Source organism: Rhizobium sp. 22-785-1 (assembly GCF_053521965.1).
Genome location: NZ_JBNWDI010000009.1, coordinates 122,796 through 138,276, shown reverse-complemented (window position 1 = coordinate 138,276; position 15,481 = coordinate 122,796). Strand labels below are relative to the sequence as shown.

Here is a 15,481-nt window from a genome sequence, read left to right as displayed (position 1 = left end):
TTCCTGTCCTTGTGACAGGAATCCAGTCGTCGCGCGTCTGCGCGGCGGGAGGAGTCTTGCCAACCCAACGACCTCTCCGGCGTCATGGTCGGCCCCCAGGTCACTTCCGAGGGTGACCTGACCATCCATGAGCCGTTGAAAACATGGATCCTCGGGTCAAGCCCGAGGATGACCCAAAGCGAGCGTTTCAGGGTAATCATCAATCCCTCAGCCTGCCGGGCTCCCTGCGGTGAAACGCCATCCTCTAGCATTGCAGTTCCAGTCTTGTCGCAAAGAGCTTGGTCATGTCGGTGCCGGTCGGGTCGTTGAAGAAGGCGTCGGTGAGGCTGCTCTGGTTCTGGGCAATGATTTCATCCGGGTCCGGGCGCACCACCTTGTGCTTGCAGGCGGCCAGGTGCGGACCCTTCACCACGATGTCGGTGTCCTTGGCAAAATCGATGGCCGTATACATGGTCGGGTCCCAGGCGCCGAAGGAGAGCTTGCCCTTTACCGGTAGCGGGTTCTTCGGCTTGACCGAGAAGAACATCAGGATCTGGCCGTCCTTGTAATCCACATGGATGACGTCCGGCTTGTTGAAGTCGATGTTCTTTCCGTTCACCGCGATGAAGGTGTAGTAGGAATATTCCGCCAGCGATTCATGCACCGTATTGCCGATTTCGGCGAGCTCTTCCTTGTCGAGCTTGGCGTCGCTGTTCTTGTCGTAGTCCAGGACCACGCTTGCGGAAAACATCTCGTCGAAGCGCCAGATGTTGCGCACTTCTTGCACATTGCCATCCGCGCCTTCGATGATTTCCATGCGCGCTTCGGCAAAGATATGCGGATGGGCGAAAGCGTTAAGCGGCGCAAGACAGGCAGCGGCGCAGGCGGCCATTGGTAGAATGAGTTTTTTCATGGGCCGCGTTTTATCCTCGGGCGAATCTGCGGTTACTCTATAACAAATTGGGTCTGAATTTCGGCGGAGCGCCGATCAACCGTTCTTTCGGAACCAGTTGGAGAGATAATCGACGAAGCTGCGCACCTTGGCGGGCAGGTAGCGCCGGTGCGGATAGACGGCGTAGATGCCGCGATCGCGGGAAATATACTCATCGAAAAGCGTCACCAGTTCGCCCGACTGGATATGCGGGCGAGCGATGAAATCCGGCACGATGGCAACGCCGAGCCCAGAGCGTGCGGCGCGCAGCGTCGCCTGCGGGCTGTTGACTTCGATCGGTCCTCGCGTCGCAACCGAATTGGTGCCGCCGCCGGGCTCGAAATAACGGATGTGATTCTGGAAGCGGGAATTGGTGTCGATGATGCAGGGCACTTTTCCGAGATCCTGCGGGGTTTCCAATGGTCCGTGGCGGTTGACGAAATCGGGTGTCGCCACCGCATGAACGCGGAAATCCGACAGCTTGCGGGCAATGAGGCCCGAATCCTCCAGCTTGGTGATGCGGATTGCCAGATCGAAGCCTTCCTCGATCAGATCGACGAAGCGGTCGTCGGCCACGATCTCCATGGAAAGCTCCGGGTTTTCTCGGGCGAAATCGATGAGGCTCTGGCCGACATCGGCATCGATGAAGGTGCGCGGCACGGAAAGGCGTAGCTTGCCTTTCAGGTCGGAGTTCTTCTCGCGCACCAGGTCGGCGAGATTGTCGATCTCTTTCAGAATATCGGAGGCGGTGCGGTAATAGGTATGGCCGGCCTCCGTCAGCGAAAACTGCCGCGTGGTGCGGTTGAGAAGCAGTGCGCCGAGATCGTCTTCCAGCTCGCGCACATATTTGGACAGCAGCGCCTTGGAGCGTCCTGTCTTGCGCGCGGCGGCGGAGAAACCTTCCGCCTCGACCACGTCGATAAAGGCGCGAATGCGGGTCAGCGTATCCATCCAAAAACTCCTGTTTGTTCCATATATTTGAACGATCGGGACGGACTGTCCAATAACAAAATAGCTGCCGAAAAAATTCGCGATGTGGTGAAAAATTCCTCTTGATTATGACGGCGAATATTCTTATCTCCCGGTCTGCCCAAAGTCGCACGTGCCCATGTGTGTCCGCCGACCCTCGATGTGGTGAGGAGTTCGGTAAGGTACCTGGAATTAACCCCTCCAGTCGCTGTTCCGGCCAACCGGATATGCGAGGACATACGAAGCAACGACGGTGCGGGCCTTTCTGGTTCTCTGCCGGCTTTCCATCAGCCGGGGTACTGAAGAGGCACACCATCATTGCCGTAAGTGCGGTTGGGTATGATTCCCTCCAATCCCATGGCAGACAAAGCCGAATAATGCTCCTGGCAGGGCGTTGTTCACATTTGCGCCTTGAGCGTATGCGAATGAATCTGCGCCTCCACCGGCTGATTCGTCTTGCATATCTCGAGCGTTCTTTGTCCTCCGGAATTTTCCGGAGCCGGATCAAGTTAGGGAACACAACGATGACGACTGCTCGCATCCTCGACTTCATCAATACCCGCCGTCCCGAAGGTCCCTGCCTTGTGGTCGATCTCGACGTCGTGCGCGATAATTTCCACGCGTTCCGTCACGCCCTGCCGAACAGCGCGATCTATTACGCCGTCAAGGCCAACCCGGCTCCAGAAATTCTGAAGCTGCTCGCTTCCATGGGCTCCAACTTCGATTGCGCCTCCGTGGCTGAAATCCAGATGGCGCTCGATGCCGGTGCGACCTCCGACCGCATCTCCTTCGGCAACACCATCAAGAAGGAACGCGATGTTGCACGCGCTCACGCGCTCGGCATCGATCTCTTCGCCGTGGACAGCCATGAGGAAGTCGAGAAGGTTGCCCGCGCAGCCCCAGGTGCCCGCGTATTCTGCCGCGTTTTGACCGATGGCGAAGGTGCCGAATGGCCGCTGTCTCGCAAGTTCGGCTGCGTGCCGCAGATGGCTGTCGACGTTCTGGTCTATGCACACCAGCTGGGTCTCGAATCCTACGGCGTGTCCTTCCATGTCGGTTCGCAGATGATGAACCTCGACGCATGGGATGCAGCCGTTGGCGATGCCAAGCGCGTTTTCGCCTCTCTTGCCAAGCAGGGAATCCACCTGCAGATGGTCAATATGGGCGGCGGTTTCCCGACCAAGTATCTTCGCGACGTTCCCGCCGCTGAAGAATACGGCCAGGCGATCGACACGGCGCTGCGCAAGCACTTCGGCAACCAGATCCCGAAGACCATCATCGAGCCGGGCCGCGGCATGGTTGGCAATGCGGGCGTGATCAAGGCGGAAGTCGTTCTCGTCTCTCGCAAGTCCGACAATGACAACCATCGCTGGGTGTTCCTCGACATCGGCAAGTTCGGCGGTCTGGCCGAAACCATGGACGAAGCCATTCGTTACCCCATCCGCACCACGCGCGATGAGGACACGATGGAGCCTTGCGTTCTGGCCGGTCCGACCTGCGATAGCGCCGATGTGCTCTACGAGAAGAACATGTACCCGCTGCCGGTCTCGCTGACCATCGGCGACGAAGTTCTGATCGAAGGAACGGGCGCCTACACGACCACCTATTCGGCGGTCGCTTTCAACGGCTTCGAGCCTTTGAAGGCCTATGTGATCTAAACCCGTCTCAGGGTTTTTACTGATCCAAAGCAATGTGATCTGCGCGAGACGCCGCCCGTTGGGGCGGGTGGCGTTTTCCCGGATCTTCCCGTTCCGGCCCGGCTGACGCCCGGGCCTGGCGCAAACCCTGCTTGCCAAGCCCTCTGTCCAGCCGAGGGAAAGCTTGCGGCGCGCGCCGGGCCGGAACGGTTCAATCCTTGTCGTTGCAGGTTTTGATCAAAAACGGGCGCGACATGTTCTTTCGCAGGTGCCGCTTTCGTGGGCGGCTTGGTAACGGGAGGCCGGGATGGCCGCTGTTCTCAATTCGGTTCGTGCATTCTTCACGCCGCAGACATTCTTCATCGATACCGAAAACGCCAGCGACGTCGTCGCGCGCGAAAACCTGCTGGACCGCGCCATGGGCCCTGGCCGCCGCCGCAAGTCTTCCGAGAAGCTGCGTGCTGGCCGTGTGCCTGCTGAAGGTCTGGCGCTGGTTGCCCGTGATGAGGATGGCCATGTCATCGGCACCGTGCGCCTGTGGAACGTCGAGGCGGGCGTGACCCGCGAAGGCCGCCCGGTTGCCGCCCTGCTGCTCGGACCGCTCGCCGTCGATGCCGCGCATGAGGGCAAGGGTATCGGCTCGGGGCTGATGCGCGCGGCAATCGCTGAAGCTGCCCGCCGCGGCCACGGCGCAATCCTGCTTGTCGGTGACGCGCCGTACTACGAACGCTTCGGCTTCTTCGCGAACAAGACCCAGCACCTCGTCATGCCAGGCCCCTTCGAGCGCAACCGCTTTCTGGCGCTGGAACTGAAGGCGGGTTGGCTGGATGGTGCCGCTGGCATGCTGGTGGCGAGCGGTCGTCGCTTTTCCTGATGGACAGGCAGTCTTTTGGGTCTGCCATGTAACTCTGTGAACCAAGAGAGCCGTTCCCGGTATGGGGGCGGCTCTTCTTATTTGCGGGTGGGCTGCTGCTTTCCGGCCAATCCTGCAATCTACTCACGAAACGATCGGTATCCAGATTTCCACCTCGCCGCGACCGGTGCGCCCATCGAAGCGGTGATCGTAGCGTTCGAAGTCCGGGGCCTGTGCGCTGTTCAGGCCAGCGTCGGGCAGTGCCTTGTTCCAGATCGTATAGACTGTCTTGGCAAAGTCCGAGATATGGCCGCTATGGGTGAAGACGGCATATCGGTGTGCGGGGATATCGATATGCTCCATCCCGGATGTCGAGTCTTTTTGCCTCTACTCCCGCGATATAGCGGAAATTGCCGGCGCCGTCCCCCATGCAGCAGACCCCGTATAAGGCTCCCGGCACGGCGTTTTCCACCTCGTTTTCGCGGGCGTTGAAGGCCTGCCAGAGTGCCGGTATCGCGCCGGTGTTGCCAAAGGCGCAGTCGATGCCAAGTCCCACCACCCGCATCGCGCCGCGTTCTTCCAGGCGGGGGGCTGCAACCGGAACAATCATATCCTTGTTCATTTCAAAAGGCTCCATGAGATCGAGAGTGGCGATGGATCGATGGCTTCGCAGAGCGCTTGGCGTGATGCCGAAGCAATGTGCGAAGGCACGTGTGAATGCCTCGTGAGAACCATAGCCAGCATCGAGTGAGATGGCGATGATGTTGTCCTGACCATGGGCGACGGCGCGTGCCGCCTTGGATAATCTGCGGGCGCGCGCGTAGCTCATGATCGACATGCCTGTGGCCAGTTGAAAGATCCGGCACATGTGATGGACATTGACCGCGCAACGCTCAGACAGCGAGGTCAGGGACAGGTCTGTGTGCAGATCCGTTTCGATCTGCCAGATCAGTCTTTCAACAACGGCCATGGGCTCTCCCGTGCTTCACCCGGTCCTTATCGCGGATCGGAGGCTGGTGCGCTTGATCGTATTTGACTTTGCGATGACGGCAAGGGTGCGTCGAGAGCGTGCTTTATGGGACGCAGAAAAGGCTGAAGCGTGTTGCGGTGCTTCAAAACCGCTCCACGCTTCAGGTCGATATCTCACTTGTGGGGGCAGGGCGGAGGGTGCCGCCATGCCATCATACCGTCCGGGTTACGCGGCGCGCTGGACCTGCGCCTGGTCGTTGCCGGAGATATGGAACCGGCCTGCGAGCGAGGCGAGCGTGTGGGCGGCATCTGCCAGCGTCTGGGTGGCGGCGTTGGTTTCTTCCACCATGGCGGCATTGTGCTGCGTCATCTGGTCCAGCGTGTTGACGCTGGTGTTGATCTCGGCAAGACCGACGGATTGTTCGCGAGCGGCGGTTGCGATGGCGTCGATGTTGAGATCGATGCGCGATACCACGGCCTGGATTTCGGCCAGAACCGAACCGGTCGACTGAACGAGATCGACGCCGCCTGCCACTTCCTGGCTGGATCTGGCGACCAGCTGCTTGATTTCCTTGGCGGCGGCGGCAGCGCGTTGCGCCAGATCGCGCACCTCCTGCGCCACGACGGCAAAGCCCTTTCCGGCATCGCCCGCACGCGCCGCTTCAACACCGGCATTCAGCGCCAGAAGATTGGTCTGGAAGGCAATGCCTTCGATGACGCCGATAATGGAGCCGATTTCACCCGATGCCGTCTCGATGCGGCTCATGGCCGAAATCGCCTCACCAACGACGGCGGAGGAATGGACGGCGGAGTTGCGCGCATCCTTGACCAGATTGCGCATGTCTTCCACGCGCGATACCGAGGCCTTGCCGGTAGAGGTGACCTGCTCCAAAGCTGCGGCGGTTTCTTCCAGCGCGGCTGCCTGCTGCTCGGTGCGGCGCGCCAGATTGTCGGCGCCGCCACGCAGTTCCTGCCCCTGTCGGTTCAATTGAACGGTCTCCGACAGAACCTCCCGAAGCGTCGAACGCAACGTTGCGACCGACTCGTTGAAATTCTGTCGCAGGGTTTCGAAGCGCGGATGGAAGGGCTGCTCGAGATTGCGGCTGAGATCGCCATTTGCGAGCTTGCTCAAGCCACCGCCCAGTTGCTCGACGGCAAAACGAAGCGCGTCGGCATCGGCAAGACGCTCCCGTTCGCGCTCCTGGCGTTCGGCATCGCTTGCCTGGCGCGCTTCCTCGGCTTGCGCTTCCAGCCGTCTTTTCTCCAACCCCGCATCGCGGAAGATGGCAAGCGCCTTTGCAATGGCGCCGATCTCGTCCTTGCGGCCAAGGTGCGGCGGAGCGTCCGTCAGGTCGCCGCCTGCCATCGTCGTCATGGCGTGGGTCATGTCGCCCAGCGGGCGGATGGCGCGGCGCCTGGTAAAGAGCGTGGAGGCGATGCACAGAAGAATGAGGAAGAACCCAAGGCCATAGCTTGCGCCCTGTAGCAGGGTGGTCTGGGAGGCAGCATAGGCTTCCTTTTCCGCGCCGAAGACATTTCCCATCTCCACCAGTTGGTTGACGGCAGCTTCATGCAGATGGAATTTCGCCCGCAGCGCGCTCAAGGATGCGGTAATGGCTGCACGATCATTGGCAAAAAGGGCAGGGAGCGTTGTGGTTTCCATTTCGCGCCAGAAATCGTCACCCTTGACCAGCACGTCATCGAAAAGCTTGGCCTTCAGGGCATCTGGCAGGGTGGTCGTCTTCCAGTATTGGCGACGGTCTTCATATTGGTCTTTCAGAACCTTCATGCGTGCTGCGTTGGTGTTCAGCGTATCGGTATGCAAGGCGCTTTCATTGGCAAGCGCATAGCTTTCGATGACATATAGCGGCGGCGGCAGAATATCGGCGATCAGGTCCTTGCTGTAGATGATGTCCTGATAGATCGGGCCATTCACCTTCAACCTGTTTAGCGCCCCAGCGCCTGTCAGAAGTGTCAGAAGCACGCCTGCAATCAGGGCAATGCCTGTGGCTGTAATGGCCGCTGAAATGGAAACTCGCATGGTTGTCTTTCTCCGGGCCCTCATCGCCAGATGCGGCATTAGGGTCATAGCTTGAGTCCGGGAAATAACGTCGCAAAGATAGGTTTAGATCGAACTAATTATAGTTAATAATAAAAATCTGTTTTGGCGTGGTTAAGGTTTCGTAAATCTCTGGCCTCCCAGAGCAAAAGGCGCCAGGGCTTGAGCCTTTCCATGCGATTTGATCCACCTCAAATGCCTCAGTCGTTCGAAGAGATAGGAAAGGCGCGACACACCTTCTCCGCTCTTTTGCGCCGAATCCAAACCTTGCGGGCGCGAAGCGAAGACGCGTGTTCATCGATCTGATCAAGGAGAGAAAACGTGTTTGCGACCATCCGAAAAGCCATCCTTCCGCTTTTGTGCTGCGCTCTGCCCGGCATTGCCTTCGCGGCGGACCTGGCACAAATTGCGCCGGCCCCCACGGCTGAAGAAGCGATCGCTGCGGCAAGCCCGTGGATGATCCGCGTTCGAGCGCTCGGTGTTCTCACCCATGACAGCGGCACGATCAACGGCGTGCCGGGTGCTGGGCTCTCTTATTCGGACACGGTGATCCCGGAATTCGATATCAGCTACTTCTTCACCGACAACATCGCCGCCGAACTCATTCTCGGCACGACCTTTTCCAGGATCAAAACGACGGGGTCGCTTAGCGAGATCGATGTCGGCAAGACCTGGCTCTTGCCGCCAACGCTGACGCTGCAATATCACTTTACAGATTTCGGCGCCTTCAAACCCTATGTGGGTGCCGGCGTGAACTACTCGCTCTTCTATCACCAGAGCGAAAAGCCGGGCTTCAGCAATCTCGATGTGAAGAACGATTTCGGTGCGGCCGTGCAGGTCGGCTTCGACTATATGGTGACGAAGAACTGGGGCGTGAACTTCGACGTAAAGAAGATATTCCTCGATACGAAGTGGACGGCAACGAGCGACGCTTTCGGCGACATCAACGGCAAGGCCAAGCTCGATCCGTGGCTTGTCGGTGCCGGTGTGACCTACCGGTTCTAGGGAGGAGGGCGCTGCGGGCAGCCGCGGCGCCCTTTTTCAAAGCGCGGGAGCTCTGGGGCGTCCTGTTTGACCGTCACCCCGAAATCCGCTAAAGACGGCGTCAGGGCGAGAGTCCCTGCCGTCCGCAAGCGTCACAGCTTTGGTGAAACTCTCTTTCAAACCTCCGATACGGTCATTCCTTTTTCAGGCATGCAGACGGTGGCAATGCGGACCCCTCCTCAAACGACGTATGCCGATGCAGGAGAACCGCCATGCGGAACACGACACTACCTCTACCCAGTCTCGATACGCTGAAAGATCAGGCGAAGCGCCTTCGCGCCCGGCTTGCCGGCGAAGGCACGGCGATCGGCCATTCGCGCGCGCTGGAGTTGATTGCGGCGCAATATGGCTATCGCGACTGGAACACGCTTCATGCCGCCGTCGGCAATCGGCCGCCCTTCAATCCCTATATGCTGGGCTCGCGGGTCAGCGGCTATTATCTCGGCCAGCCTTTTACCGGCGCCATCCTCGGCGTGCAGTCACTCGGTGGCGATCCGGAGCGCTATCGTCTGACGATGCATTTCGACGATCCGGTCGATGTCGTCACCTTCGACAGCTTCTCGGCCTTGCGCCAGCGGGTTCACTGCAATGTGGATGTGAGTGGCCGCACCGTGGAGCGCACCTCCGACGGTCGGGCACAGGTGGAACTGACGTGGTGAGGGTGGCGGGAACCCTTTAAGGTCGAGCCGGATGGCTGGCTGGTGCCAGCCGCCGGTCAGGCCGAGATATCGACGATGCCGCAATCGCCAGCTTCGGACGCGAAGGCCAGCAGCTTGCCGTTGGCGCTCCAGGAGAGGCCGGAGATTGCGCCCTTGCCGGGGCGGCGCAGCAAGGCTTCCTTGCCGTCTGCCATCCGCACGCCAAGAATCATGCCATCGATGAAGCCGATGGCCAGCACGTCGTCAGCCGGATGGAATGCGACCTGGGCTGCCATGATATTGCCGCGGGTACCGAGTTCTTCCGGCGCCTTGCCCATCGGGCCATCCTTGCCGGAAAACGGCCAGACGATTGCCGCAGGAGCGCCCGACGAGGCCAGCCATTTGCCTTTGGGCGACCAGGAGAGCGATTTCACCTTGCCGGGATAGCCGGTCATGCGCATGTGGCGGGCGTCGGCACCCTTCGGGGCATCGAGTTTCCAGCCATGAAGAGCGTTTTCCTGCATGCTTGTCACGAGGAAGCGGCCATCGGGAGAGAAGGTGACGCTGGTATGAGCGCCTTTCCATTCCAGATCGACCGGATCGCCAGCGGTTGCCACCCAGTGCAGGGTCACGCCATTGTAGCGGGCAGCGGCGATGCGCAGACCCTTTGGCGCAAAGGCAATGCCTTCCACCGTGCGGTCTTCCTTGAACTCCTTGGTGGTGCCGTCGGAGAGGCGCACGAAGCTTGACTTGCCCACGCCATATGCCACGGCCTTCTGCGGGCCTCCCGCCACCACGTTGATCCACTTGCGCGGCACATGGGCAAGCTCGGTTACGGTACCGTCATGGCCGACGCGAAGCACCTTTCCATCTTCGCCGCCGGTTAGAAGCGTGGCGCTGTGGGGATCGCGGATGCAGGTGAGCAGGCCCTGGTGGGCCTCGGTCACCTTCTCGCCGCCGTCCAGGCGGTGAATGGTGCCGGCGGAGGTGGCAAATAGCGGAATATCGCCCAGAAAATGCGCCGCGACGACGTGGCCTTCAAGGTCAAGAGGAGCAACGGTTGGCATGGGCGATGAGTCTTTCGTCTGTATGTGTTTTGGCTGCGGTATGGGGTGGGGTGGTTTGTTTTCGTCCACCCTGTGCGGCGTGGAGCCTCGGGTCACCATCGGGCTTGACCAGAGGGCCGAGGAGGACGCAGGAGGAGATGGCGGGGCCAAAGCTGCCTGTGCCGGCCCGACTTGCGCTGGGCCGGCATCAAGTGAGCAGTTTACGCCTTCGCTTCACACGCATGAAAGCTGGCTTCCAGCTTTGCGCGATCGAGTTCGCGGCCGATGAAGACGAGGCGGCTTTCGCGCTTTTCGCCTTCCTTCCACGGACGCTGGTGATCGCCCTCGATAATCATGTGGACACCCTGCACCACGTAACGCTCGGCATCGCCCTTGAAGGCGATGATCCCTTTCAGACGCAGAATGTTCGGACCGTCGGTCTGCGTCACCTTCTGAATCCAGGGGAAGAAGCGCTCGGGATTCATCTCGCCGCCGCGCAGCGAAATGGACTGGACCGTCACATCATGGATGGGCGACGGCGCGTGATGGTCATGATCATGGCCGTGATGATGGTCGTGATCATGGTCGTGACCGTGGTGGTCATGCCCGTGATGATCGTGATCATGCCCATGATGGTGGTGGTCGTGATCGTGGTGATGGTGGTCGCAATCGGGGCCGCAGACGTGATCCTCATGGCCGTGCTCGAGGAAGTGCGGGTCGTTTTCCAGCGCGCGTTCCAGGTTGAAGGCGCCCTGATCCAGCACGCGGGCAAGATCGACGCCGGAGCGTTCGGTCCTGTAGATGCGCGCCGACGGGTTGATGGCGCGCACGATGTCTTCGATGCGGGCCAGTTCTTCCTTGGTCACGAGATCGCTTTTGTTGATCACGACGACATCGGCAAAGGCGATCTGGTCCTCGGCCTCGCGGCTGTCCTTCAGGCGCAGCGGCAGGTGCTTGGCATCGACCAGCGCCACGACCGCATCGAGTTCTGTCTTGGCGCGCACATCGTCATCCATGAAGAAGGTCTGGGCGACGGGAACGGGATCTGCAAGGCCGGTGGTTTCGACGATGATGCCGTCGAAACGGTCGGGACGGCGCATCAGTCCTTCGACGACGCGGATCAGGTCACCGCGCACCGTGCAGCAAATGCAGCCATTGTTCATCTCGTAGATTTCTTCGTCAGATTCCACGATCAGGTCGTTGTCGATGCCGATTTCACCGAACTCGTTGACGATGACGGCATATTTCTTGCCGTGGTTCTCGGTCAGAATGCGGTTCAGCAACGTGGTCTTGCCGGCACCCAGATACCCGGTCAGCACGGTGACGGGGATGGGCTTTGGCGCTGCGGGGGAGGCGGTGTTTGCTTCGGTCATGAAAAACCTCGAATATGCGGCCGGTTGGCGCGACAGACAAAATGTTGCCGTTCATATAGGCTTGCGAAGAAGGCAGTTCAAAGAAATTCTGTTCAAGAATTTTGATGGTAGAGTGTCGCGAGCTTTCGGATCTGTTCGAAGACGCTCTACGCCATTGTGCCGCCTGGCGTTGTCGCAAAACCGACTTCCAGTTCGCACGAACGGCCAAATGGCGTCGCGATCTTTCAGGTTCATTCCCGACGCGTCAGGTCCTCCTCTTGTCGCATGTCCTGATCGCAAAACCGCCGTACGGTTTTGCGTGGACCACGCTTCAGGCATCGAATGCCCTCATATCAAAGGCACGAACGTCGTCCAGAAGCGCAACCAAGCCGCGCACCGAATGAGCAATGATCGCCTCGCCCTTTTCAGCGCTCGCAGCGGCGGCATTTCCGGCCACGCCTTGGCGGTTCAGGTCGCTCATCATCCAGCCGAACGCATGCGGGCCATAGGCGCGCAGATGGGTGAAGCGGCTCGCAAATTCACTCTGGCGCGAGGGGAAATTCGCGGCCTTGTCGATGGCGACTTCGTTCGGAGCGAATGCGAGCATCACCGAGGTTTCGATATCGCCGCCATGGATGTCGATGGCCTTGTCTTGTGGCGCAATCAGCCCCTCGGGCAGGCCGAACCGCGTCCAGCTGGTGGCAACGGCCAGCATGTTGAAGCGCCTGCGCGCTTCGGTGGCGACGATTGTGAGGAGCGGCGAATTGCCACCATGGGCGTTTAGCATGACGAATTTGACGATGCCCTTTTCATGCTGTGCGCGTGCGATGTCGAGCCAGCGGTTGACGGCCTCATCGAAGGCAAGCGTCTTGGTGCCTTCCACATCCATATGTTCGATGGAATAGCCTATGGGTTCGACAGGCAGGAATGTGACGGGAAAATCCTGCGGCAGCGCTGCCTTCAGGCGCGTGACGATGCCTTTTGCGATCAGCGTGTCCGTCTCGAAGGGCAGATGCGGACCATGCTGCTCATGCGCGCCGAGCGGCAGCACCGCGATCGTCTCCCGAGGGTGAAATCCGTCTGTTATCGTTTCGTCGTCAAATTGCGTGTATGTGTGTGGCATATGGCGATCTGCGCCTATATTCGTTAAAAGTTACAACATCATATAGTCGTTTCGCGATCTGGCAAAAGGCACGGGCTGAATGAGCAAGGACAAGGTCTCGAAGAAGGACAAGGCATCCAAGAAAGACAAGTCGCAGAAGAAGAAGGACATAGCCTTCAACCCGGAAGAGCTTGCGCAATCCATCACGCAGGCCGCACGCTCCATGCGCACCGCGCTCAGCCACAATCTGGCAGCGAGCGGCCTTTACGCCGGGCAGGACGGCGTGATCCTGGCGCTGGCGCAGGAAGGCAGCATGACGCCAGGCCAGATTGCCCAGAAGCTTGGCGTCAAGGCTCCTACCATGACGCGCACGATTGGCCGCATGGAAGCACAGGGCTTCGTGGAGCGCAGCGCCGGTGAAGGAGATGGCCGGCTGACCATGGTGAAGCTGACGGAATCGGGCCAGAAAAGCGTCGATCATATCAACGCCTCACTTGCCGCCTGCAGCGCCCGCGCCGTGGACGGGCTATCGGCCAAGGAGGTGAAGACGGTGGTCAAACTGCTGCGCGCCATCGATTCCAACCTGCAAGCTTTCGATATAATCGATTAAATAATTTAAGCGTCCTTTTTAACAGTTTGTGCAAATATTAAACCTCTTGCGCGTTTTGTTTAAATTGTTTAGTCACAATTTAAACGTCGCCGGGAGGCGATGCGCAATCTCGGGGAGGGGACATGGCGCAAAAGGTCAAGCTTTCAACCATTGCCGAAAGCCTGGGGCTTTCGACAGCCACCATTTCTCTTGCACTGCGCGACAGTCCGCTTGTGGCTGCCGACACGCGCGAGAAGATCAAGGACCAGGCCCGTGCGCTCGGCTATATCTATAACCGCCGTGCCGCCAGCCTTCGCACCTCCCGCTCCGGCATTATCGGCGTCGTCTTCCATGATGTGATGAACCCGTTCTACGGGGAAATTCTCAAAGCCATCGAAAGCGAACTGGACCGCAGCCGCCAGACCTTCATTCTGTCCAACCATTACGACTCGGTCGAAAAGCAGCGCACGTTTCTGGAAACGCTGCTTCAGCTTGGCAGCGACGGCGTGATCATGTCTCCGGCCATCGGTACGCCGACCGAGGATTTGAAGCTTGCGGAAGAAAACGGCATGCCCGCCATTCTGGTGGCGCGCTCCATGGATGGTGTCGACATGCCGACATTTCGCGGCGATGACAGCTATGGCATTTCGCTTGCCACCAACCACCTGATCAGCCTTGGCCACCGGACCATTGCCATGGTGGGCGGCACGGACCAGACATCGACCGGGCGCGATCGCTATCAGGGCTATGTGAATGCGCTGCGCAAGGCGGGGATCGATGTCGATCCGAACCTGCGCATTCCAGGCGCACGCTCCAAGCAGGGCGGCTTCGAGGCGGCTGTCAACTTCCTGTCGCTACCGCAAAAGCCGACGGCTGCGGTGTGCTGGAACGACCTTGTCGCCATCGGCCTGATGAACGGCATTTCGCGAGCAGGCTTCGTTCCGGGCAAGGATATTTCCGTCACCGGCTATGACGATCTGGAAGAAGCGTCGATCTCCACGCCATCGCTGACGACCGTATCCAACGGCCAGGCGGAAGTCGGGCGGCTTGCGGCGCGTGCCCTGCTCGACAGGCTGGCGGGCAGCCATGAGCCGGACGGCATTCACCTGATCAAGCCGGAAATGCGCATCCGCCAATCCACCGGACCCTGCATTCCACGACATTGATGAACGACAGTACCGTTCTCGTTCATTAGCGGGTTTTGATTTTGACGCGCATCGGTTAGCCTTTTCCCATCGCAGAGCGGTATCGCCGCTTTGAGGCTTCATGCATGTCCCGTGAGAGCATCGTTCGCTGTCCTTGGAGATGCGCATTGCAAGAGGAATCATCGCCCATGTCAGATCAAAAGCCCGTCGTTCTCGTTCCGGGAAAAATCCATCCGCGCGTTCTGGAACGCTTCGAAGGCAAGGTAGAGGTCGTGACCGCACCTGCGGGCGCGACCCCCACCATTTCCGCCGATGTGGCGAACCGCGTTCGCGCAGTGGCCGTCTCCGGCAGCGTCAACGCGGCCTGGATCGATGCGCTTCCCAATCTGGAAGTGATCGCCAATTTCGGCGTGGGCTATGATGGCGTCGATGCCAAGCATGCGGCCAAGCGTGGCATCATCGTTACCAACACGCCGGATGTGCTGAACGACGAAGTGGCCGATACGACGATTGCGCTTCTGATCAACACCGTGCGGCGCCTTTATCAGGCAGAGACCTATCTGCGTAAGGGCAAGTGGGTGAAGGAAGGGCCGTTCGCTCTCTCGCCGTTTTCGCTGCGCGGTCGCAAGGTGGGCCTGTTCGGCATGGGCCGCATTGGCCAGGAGATCGCCAAGCGGCTGGAGCCCTTCAAGGTGGAGATCGGCTATCACACCCGCAGCAAGCGTGATGAACTCTCCTACACCTATCATGCCTCGTTGAAGGAGATGGCGAGCGCGGTCGATATTCTGATCTGCATCGTGCCCGGCACGCCGGAAACGCATAAGGCCATCAATGGTGAGATCCTGTCCGCTCTTGGCCCGAACGGCGTGTTCATCAATGTCGGGCGCGGCTCAAGCGTCGATGAAGATGCGTTGATACAGGCCTTGCAGGACGGCACGCTGGGCGCTGCCGGTCTGGATGTGTTCTATGCGGAACCGAAGGTGCCGGAAGCGCTCTTGGCCTTCGACAACGTCTCGCTCTTGCCGCATGTGGCATCCGCATCAGTACCGACGCGCAATGCCATGGCCGATCTGGTGGCCGATAATGTTCTCGGCTGGCTGTCTGAGCGAAAGGTCATCACACCCGTGCCGGAAACACCGGTCAAGGAATAATCGCATAAGGTGAGCGA

The 15,481-nt window shown here is 59.7% G+C and carries 15 protein-coding genes; 7 read left to right on the top strand and 8 right to left on the bottom strand.

Features of this window, described 5'->3' with window-relative positions:
* Positions 1-244 precede the first annotated feature (244 nt).
* Both ACQZ5M_RS17880 and ACQZ5M_RS17875 read right to left on the bottom strand, forming a co-directional pair.
* Positions 245-892, bottom strand: coding sequence for a DUF1007 family protein (locus tag ACQZ5M_RS17880; protein ID WP_296101247.1), 648 nt, complete (start codon positions 890-892; stop codon positions 245-247).
* Between the two features lie 75 nt (positions 893-967).
* A complete protein-coding gene (locus ACQZ5M_RS17875) occupies positions 968-1,861 on the bottom strand; it encodes a LysR family transcriptional regulator (RefSeq protein ID WP_296080937.1) in 894 nt (297 codons plus the stop codon).
* Between the two features lie 542 nt (positions 1,862-2,403).
* On the opposite strand from ACQZ5M_RS17875, the gene odc2 reads away from it, so the two are divergent.
* On the top strand, positions 2,404-3,537 hold the full coding sequence (odc2, locus tag ACQZ5M_RS17870) for an ornithine/lysine decarboxylase (protein ID WP_113180914.1): 1,134 nt from the start codon (positions 2,404-2,406) through the stop codon (positions 3,535-3,537).
* A gap of 286 nt (positions 3,538-3,823) precedes the next feature.
* Positions 3,824-4,390, top strand: coding sequence for a GNAT family N-acetyltransferase (locus ACQZ5M_RS17865; RefSeq protein WP_113180913.1), 567 nt, complete (start codon positions 3,824-3,826; stop codon positions 4,388-4,390).
* A 123-nt stretch (positions 4,391-4,513) separates the two neighbouring features.
* Here the strand turns inward: ACQZ5M_RS17865 and ACQZ5M_RS17860 are convergent, their stop codons facing one another.
* From ACQZ5M_RS17860 to ACQZ5M_RS17850, 3 genes are all read right to left on the bottom strand, one after another.
* Positions 4,514-4,732: a GyrI-like domain-containing protein gene (locus tag ACQZ5M_RS17860; protein ID WP_449080416.1), complete on the bottom strand. Its 219-nt coding sequence runs from the start codon at positions 4,730-4,732 to the stop codon at positions 4,514-4,516.
* On the bottom strand, positions 4,683-5,339 hold the full coding sequence (locus tag ACQZ5M_RS17855; protein WP_449080415.1) for an AraC family transcriptional regulator: 657 nt from the start codon (positions 5,337-5,339) through the stop codon (positions 4,683-4,685). The genes ACQZ5M_RS17860 and ACQZ5M_RS17855 overlap by 50 nt, the downstream gene beginning before the upstream one ends.
* Positions 5,340-5,564: 225 nt before the next feature.
* Complete coding sequence (locus ACQZ5M_RS17850; protein WP_449080414.1) at positions 5,565-7,379, bottom strand: methyl-accepting chemotaxis protein; 1,815 nt, start codon at positions 7,377-7,379, stop codon at positions 5,565-5,567.
* Positions 7,380-7,718: 339 nt separating this feature from the next.
* Here ACQZ5M_RS17850 and ACQZ5M_RS17845 point away from each other — a divergent pair, with 339 nt between their 5' ends.
* Together ACQZ5M_RS17845 and ACQZ5M_RS17840 are read left to right on the top strand one after the other, a co-directional pair.
* On the top strand, positions 7,719-8,402 hold the full coding sequence (locus tag ACQZ5M_RS17845; RefSeq protein ID WP_449080413.1) for an OmpW/AlkL family protein: 684 nt from the start codon (positions 7,719-7,721) through the stop codon (positions 8,400-8,402).
* Between the two features lie 251 nt (positions 8,403-8,653).
* Complete coding sequence (locus ACQZ5M_RS17840; protein ID WP_449080412.1) at positions 8,654-9,100, top strand: glyoxalase superfamily protein; 447 nt, start codon at positions 8,654-8,656, stop codon at positions 9,098-9,100.
* A gap of 56 nt (positions 9,101-9,156) precedes the next feature.
* Here ACQZ5M_RS17840 and ACQZ5M_RS17835 read toward each other — a convergent pair whose 3' ends face one another.
* The 3 genes from ACQZ5M_RS17835 to ACQZ5M_RS17825 form a co-directional block, all read right to left on the bottom strand.
* Positions 9,157-10,146 carry a WD40 repeat domain-containing protein gene (locus ACQZ5M_RS17835; protein ID WP_449080411.1) on the bottom strand — a complete coding sequence of 330 codons (990 nt, stop codon included), beginning with the start codon at positions 10,144-10,146 and terminating at the stop codon, positions 9,157-9,159.
* Positions 10,147-10,346: 200 nt separating this feature from the next.
* Positions 10,347-11,498, bottom strand: a complete 1,152-nt coding sequence (locus tag ACQZ5M_RS17830) for a CobW family GTP-binding protein (protein WP_449080410.1) — start codon at positions 11,496-11,498, stop codon at positions 10,347-10,349.
* A gap of 310 nt (positions 11,499-11,808) precedes the next feature.
* Complete coding sequence (locus tag ACQZ5M_RS17825) at positions 11,809-12,600, bottom strand: creatininase family protein (protein WP_449080409.1); 792 nt, start codon at positions 12,598-12,600, stop codon at positions 11,809-11,811.
* A 79-nt stretch (positions 12,601-12,679) separates the two neighbouring features.
* Here ACQZ5M_RS17825 and ACQZ5M_RS17820 point away from each other — a divergent pair, with 79 nt between their 5' ends.
* The 3 genes from ACQZ5M_RS17820 (at position 12,680) to ACQZ5M_RS17810 (ending at position 15,464) form a co-directional block, all read left to right on the top strand.
* On the top strand, positions 12,680-13,189 hold the full coding sequence (locus tag ACQZ5M_RS17820) for a MarR family winged helix-turn-helix transcriptional regulator (protein WP_296040103.1): 510 nt from the start codon (positions 12,680-12,682) through the stop codon (positions 13,187-13,189).
* Positions 13,190-13,311: 122 nt separating this feature from the next.
* Positions 13,312-14,334, top strand: coding sequence for a LacI family DNA-binding transcriptional regulator (locus tag ACQZ5M_RS17815; RefSeq protein ID WP_296014373.1), 1,023 nt, complete (start codon positions 13,312-13,314; stop codon positions 14,332-14,334).
* 167 nt (positions 14,335-14,501) lie between these two features.
* Entirely contained in the window at positions 14,502-15,464 is a 963-nt protein-coding gene (locus ACQZ5M_RS17810; RefSeq protein ID WP_296074979.1) for a 2-hydroxyacid dehydrogenase, read from the top strand.
* Positions 15,465-15,481 lie beyond the last annotated feature (17 nt).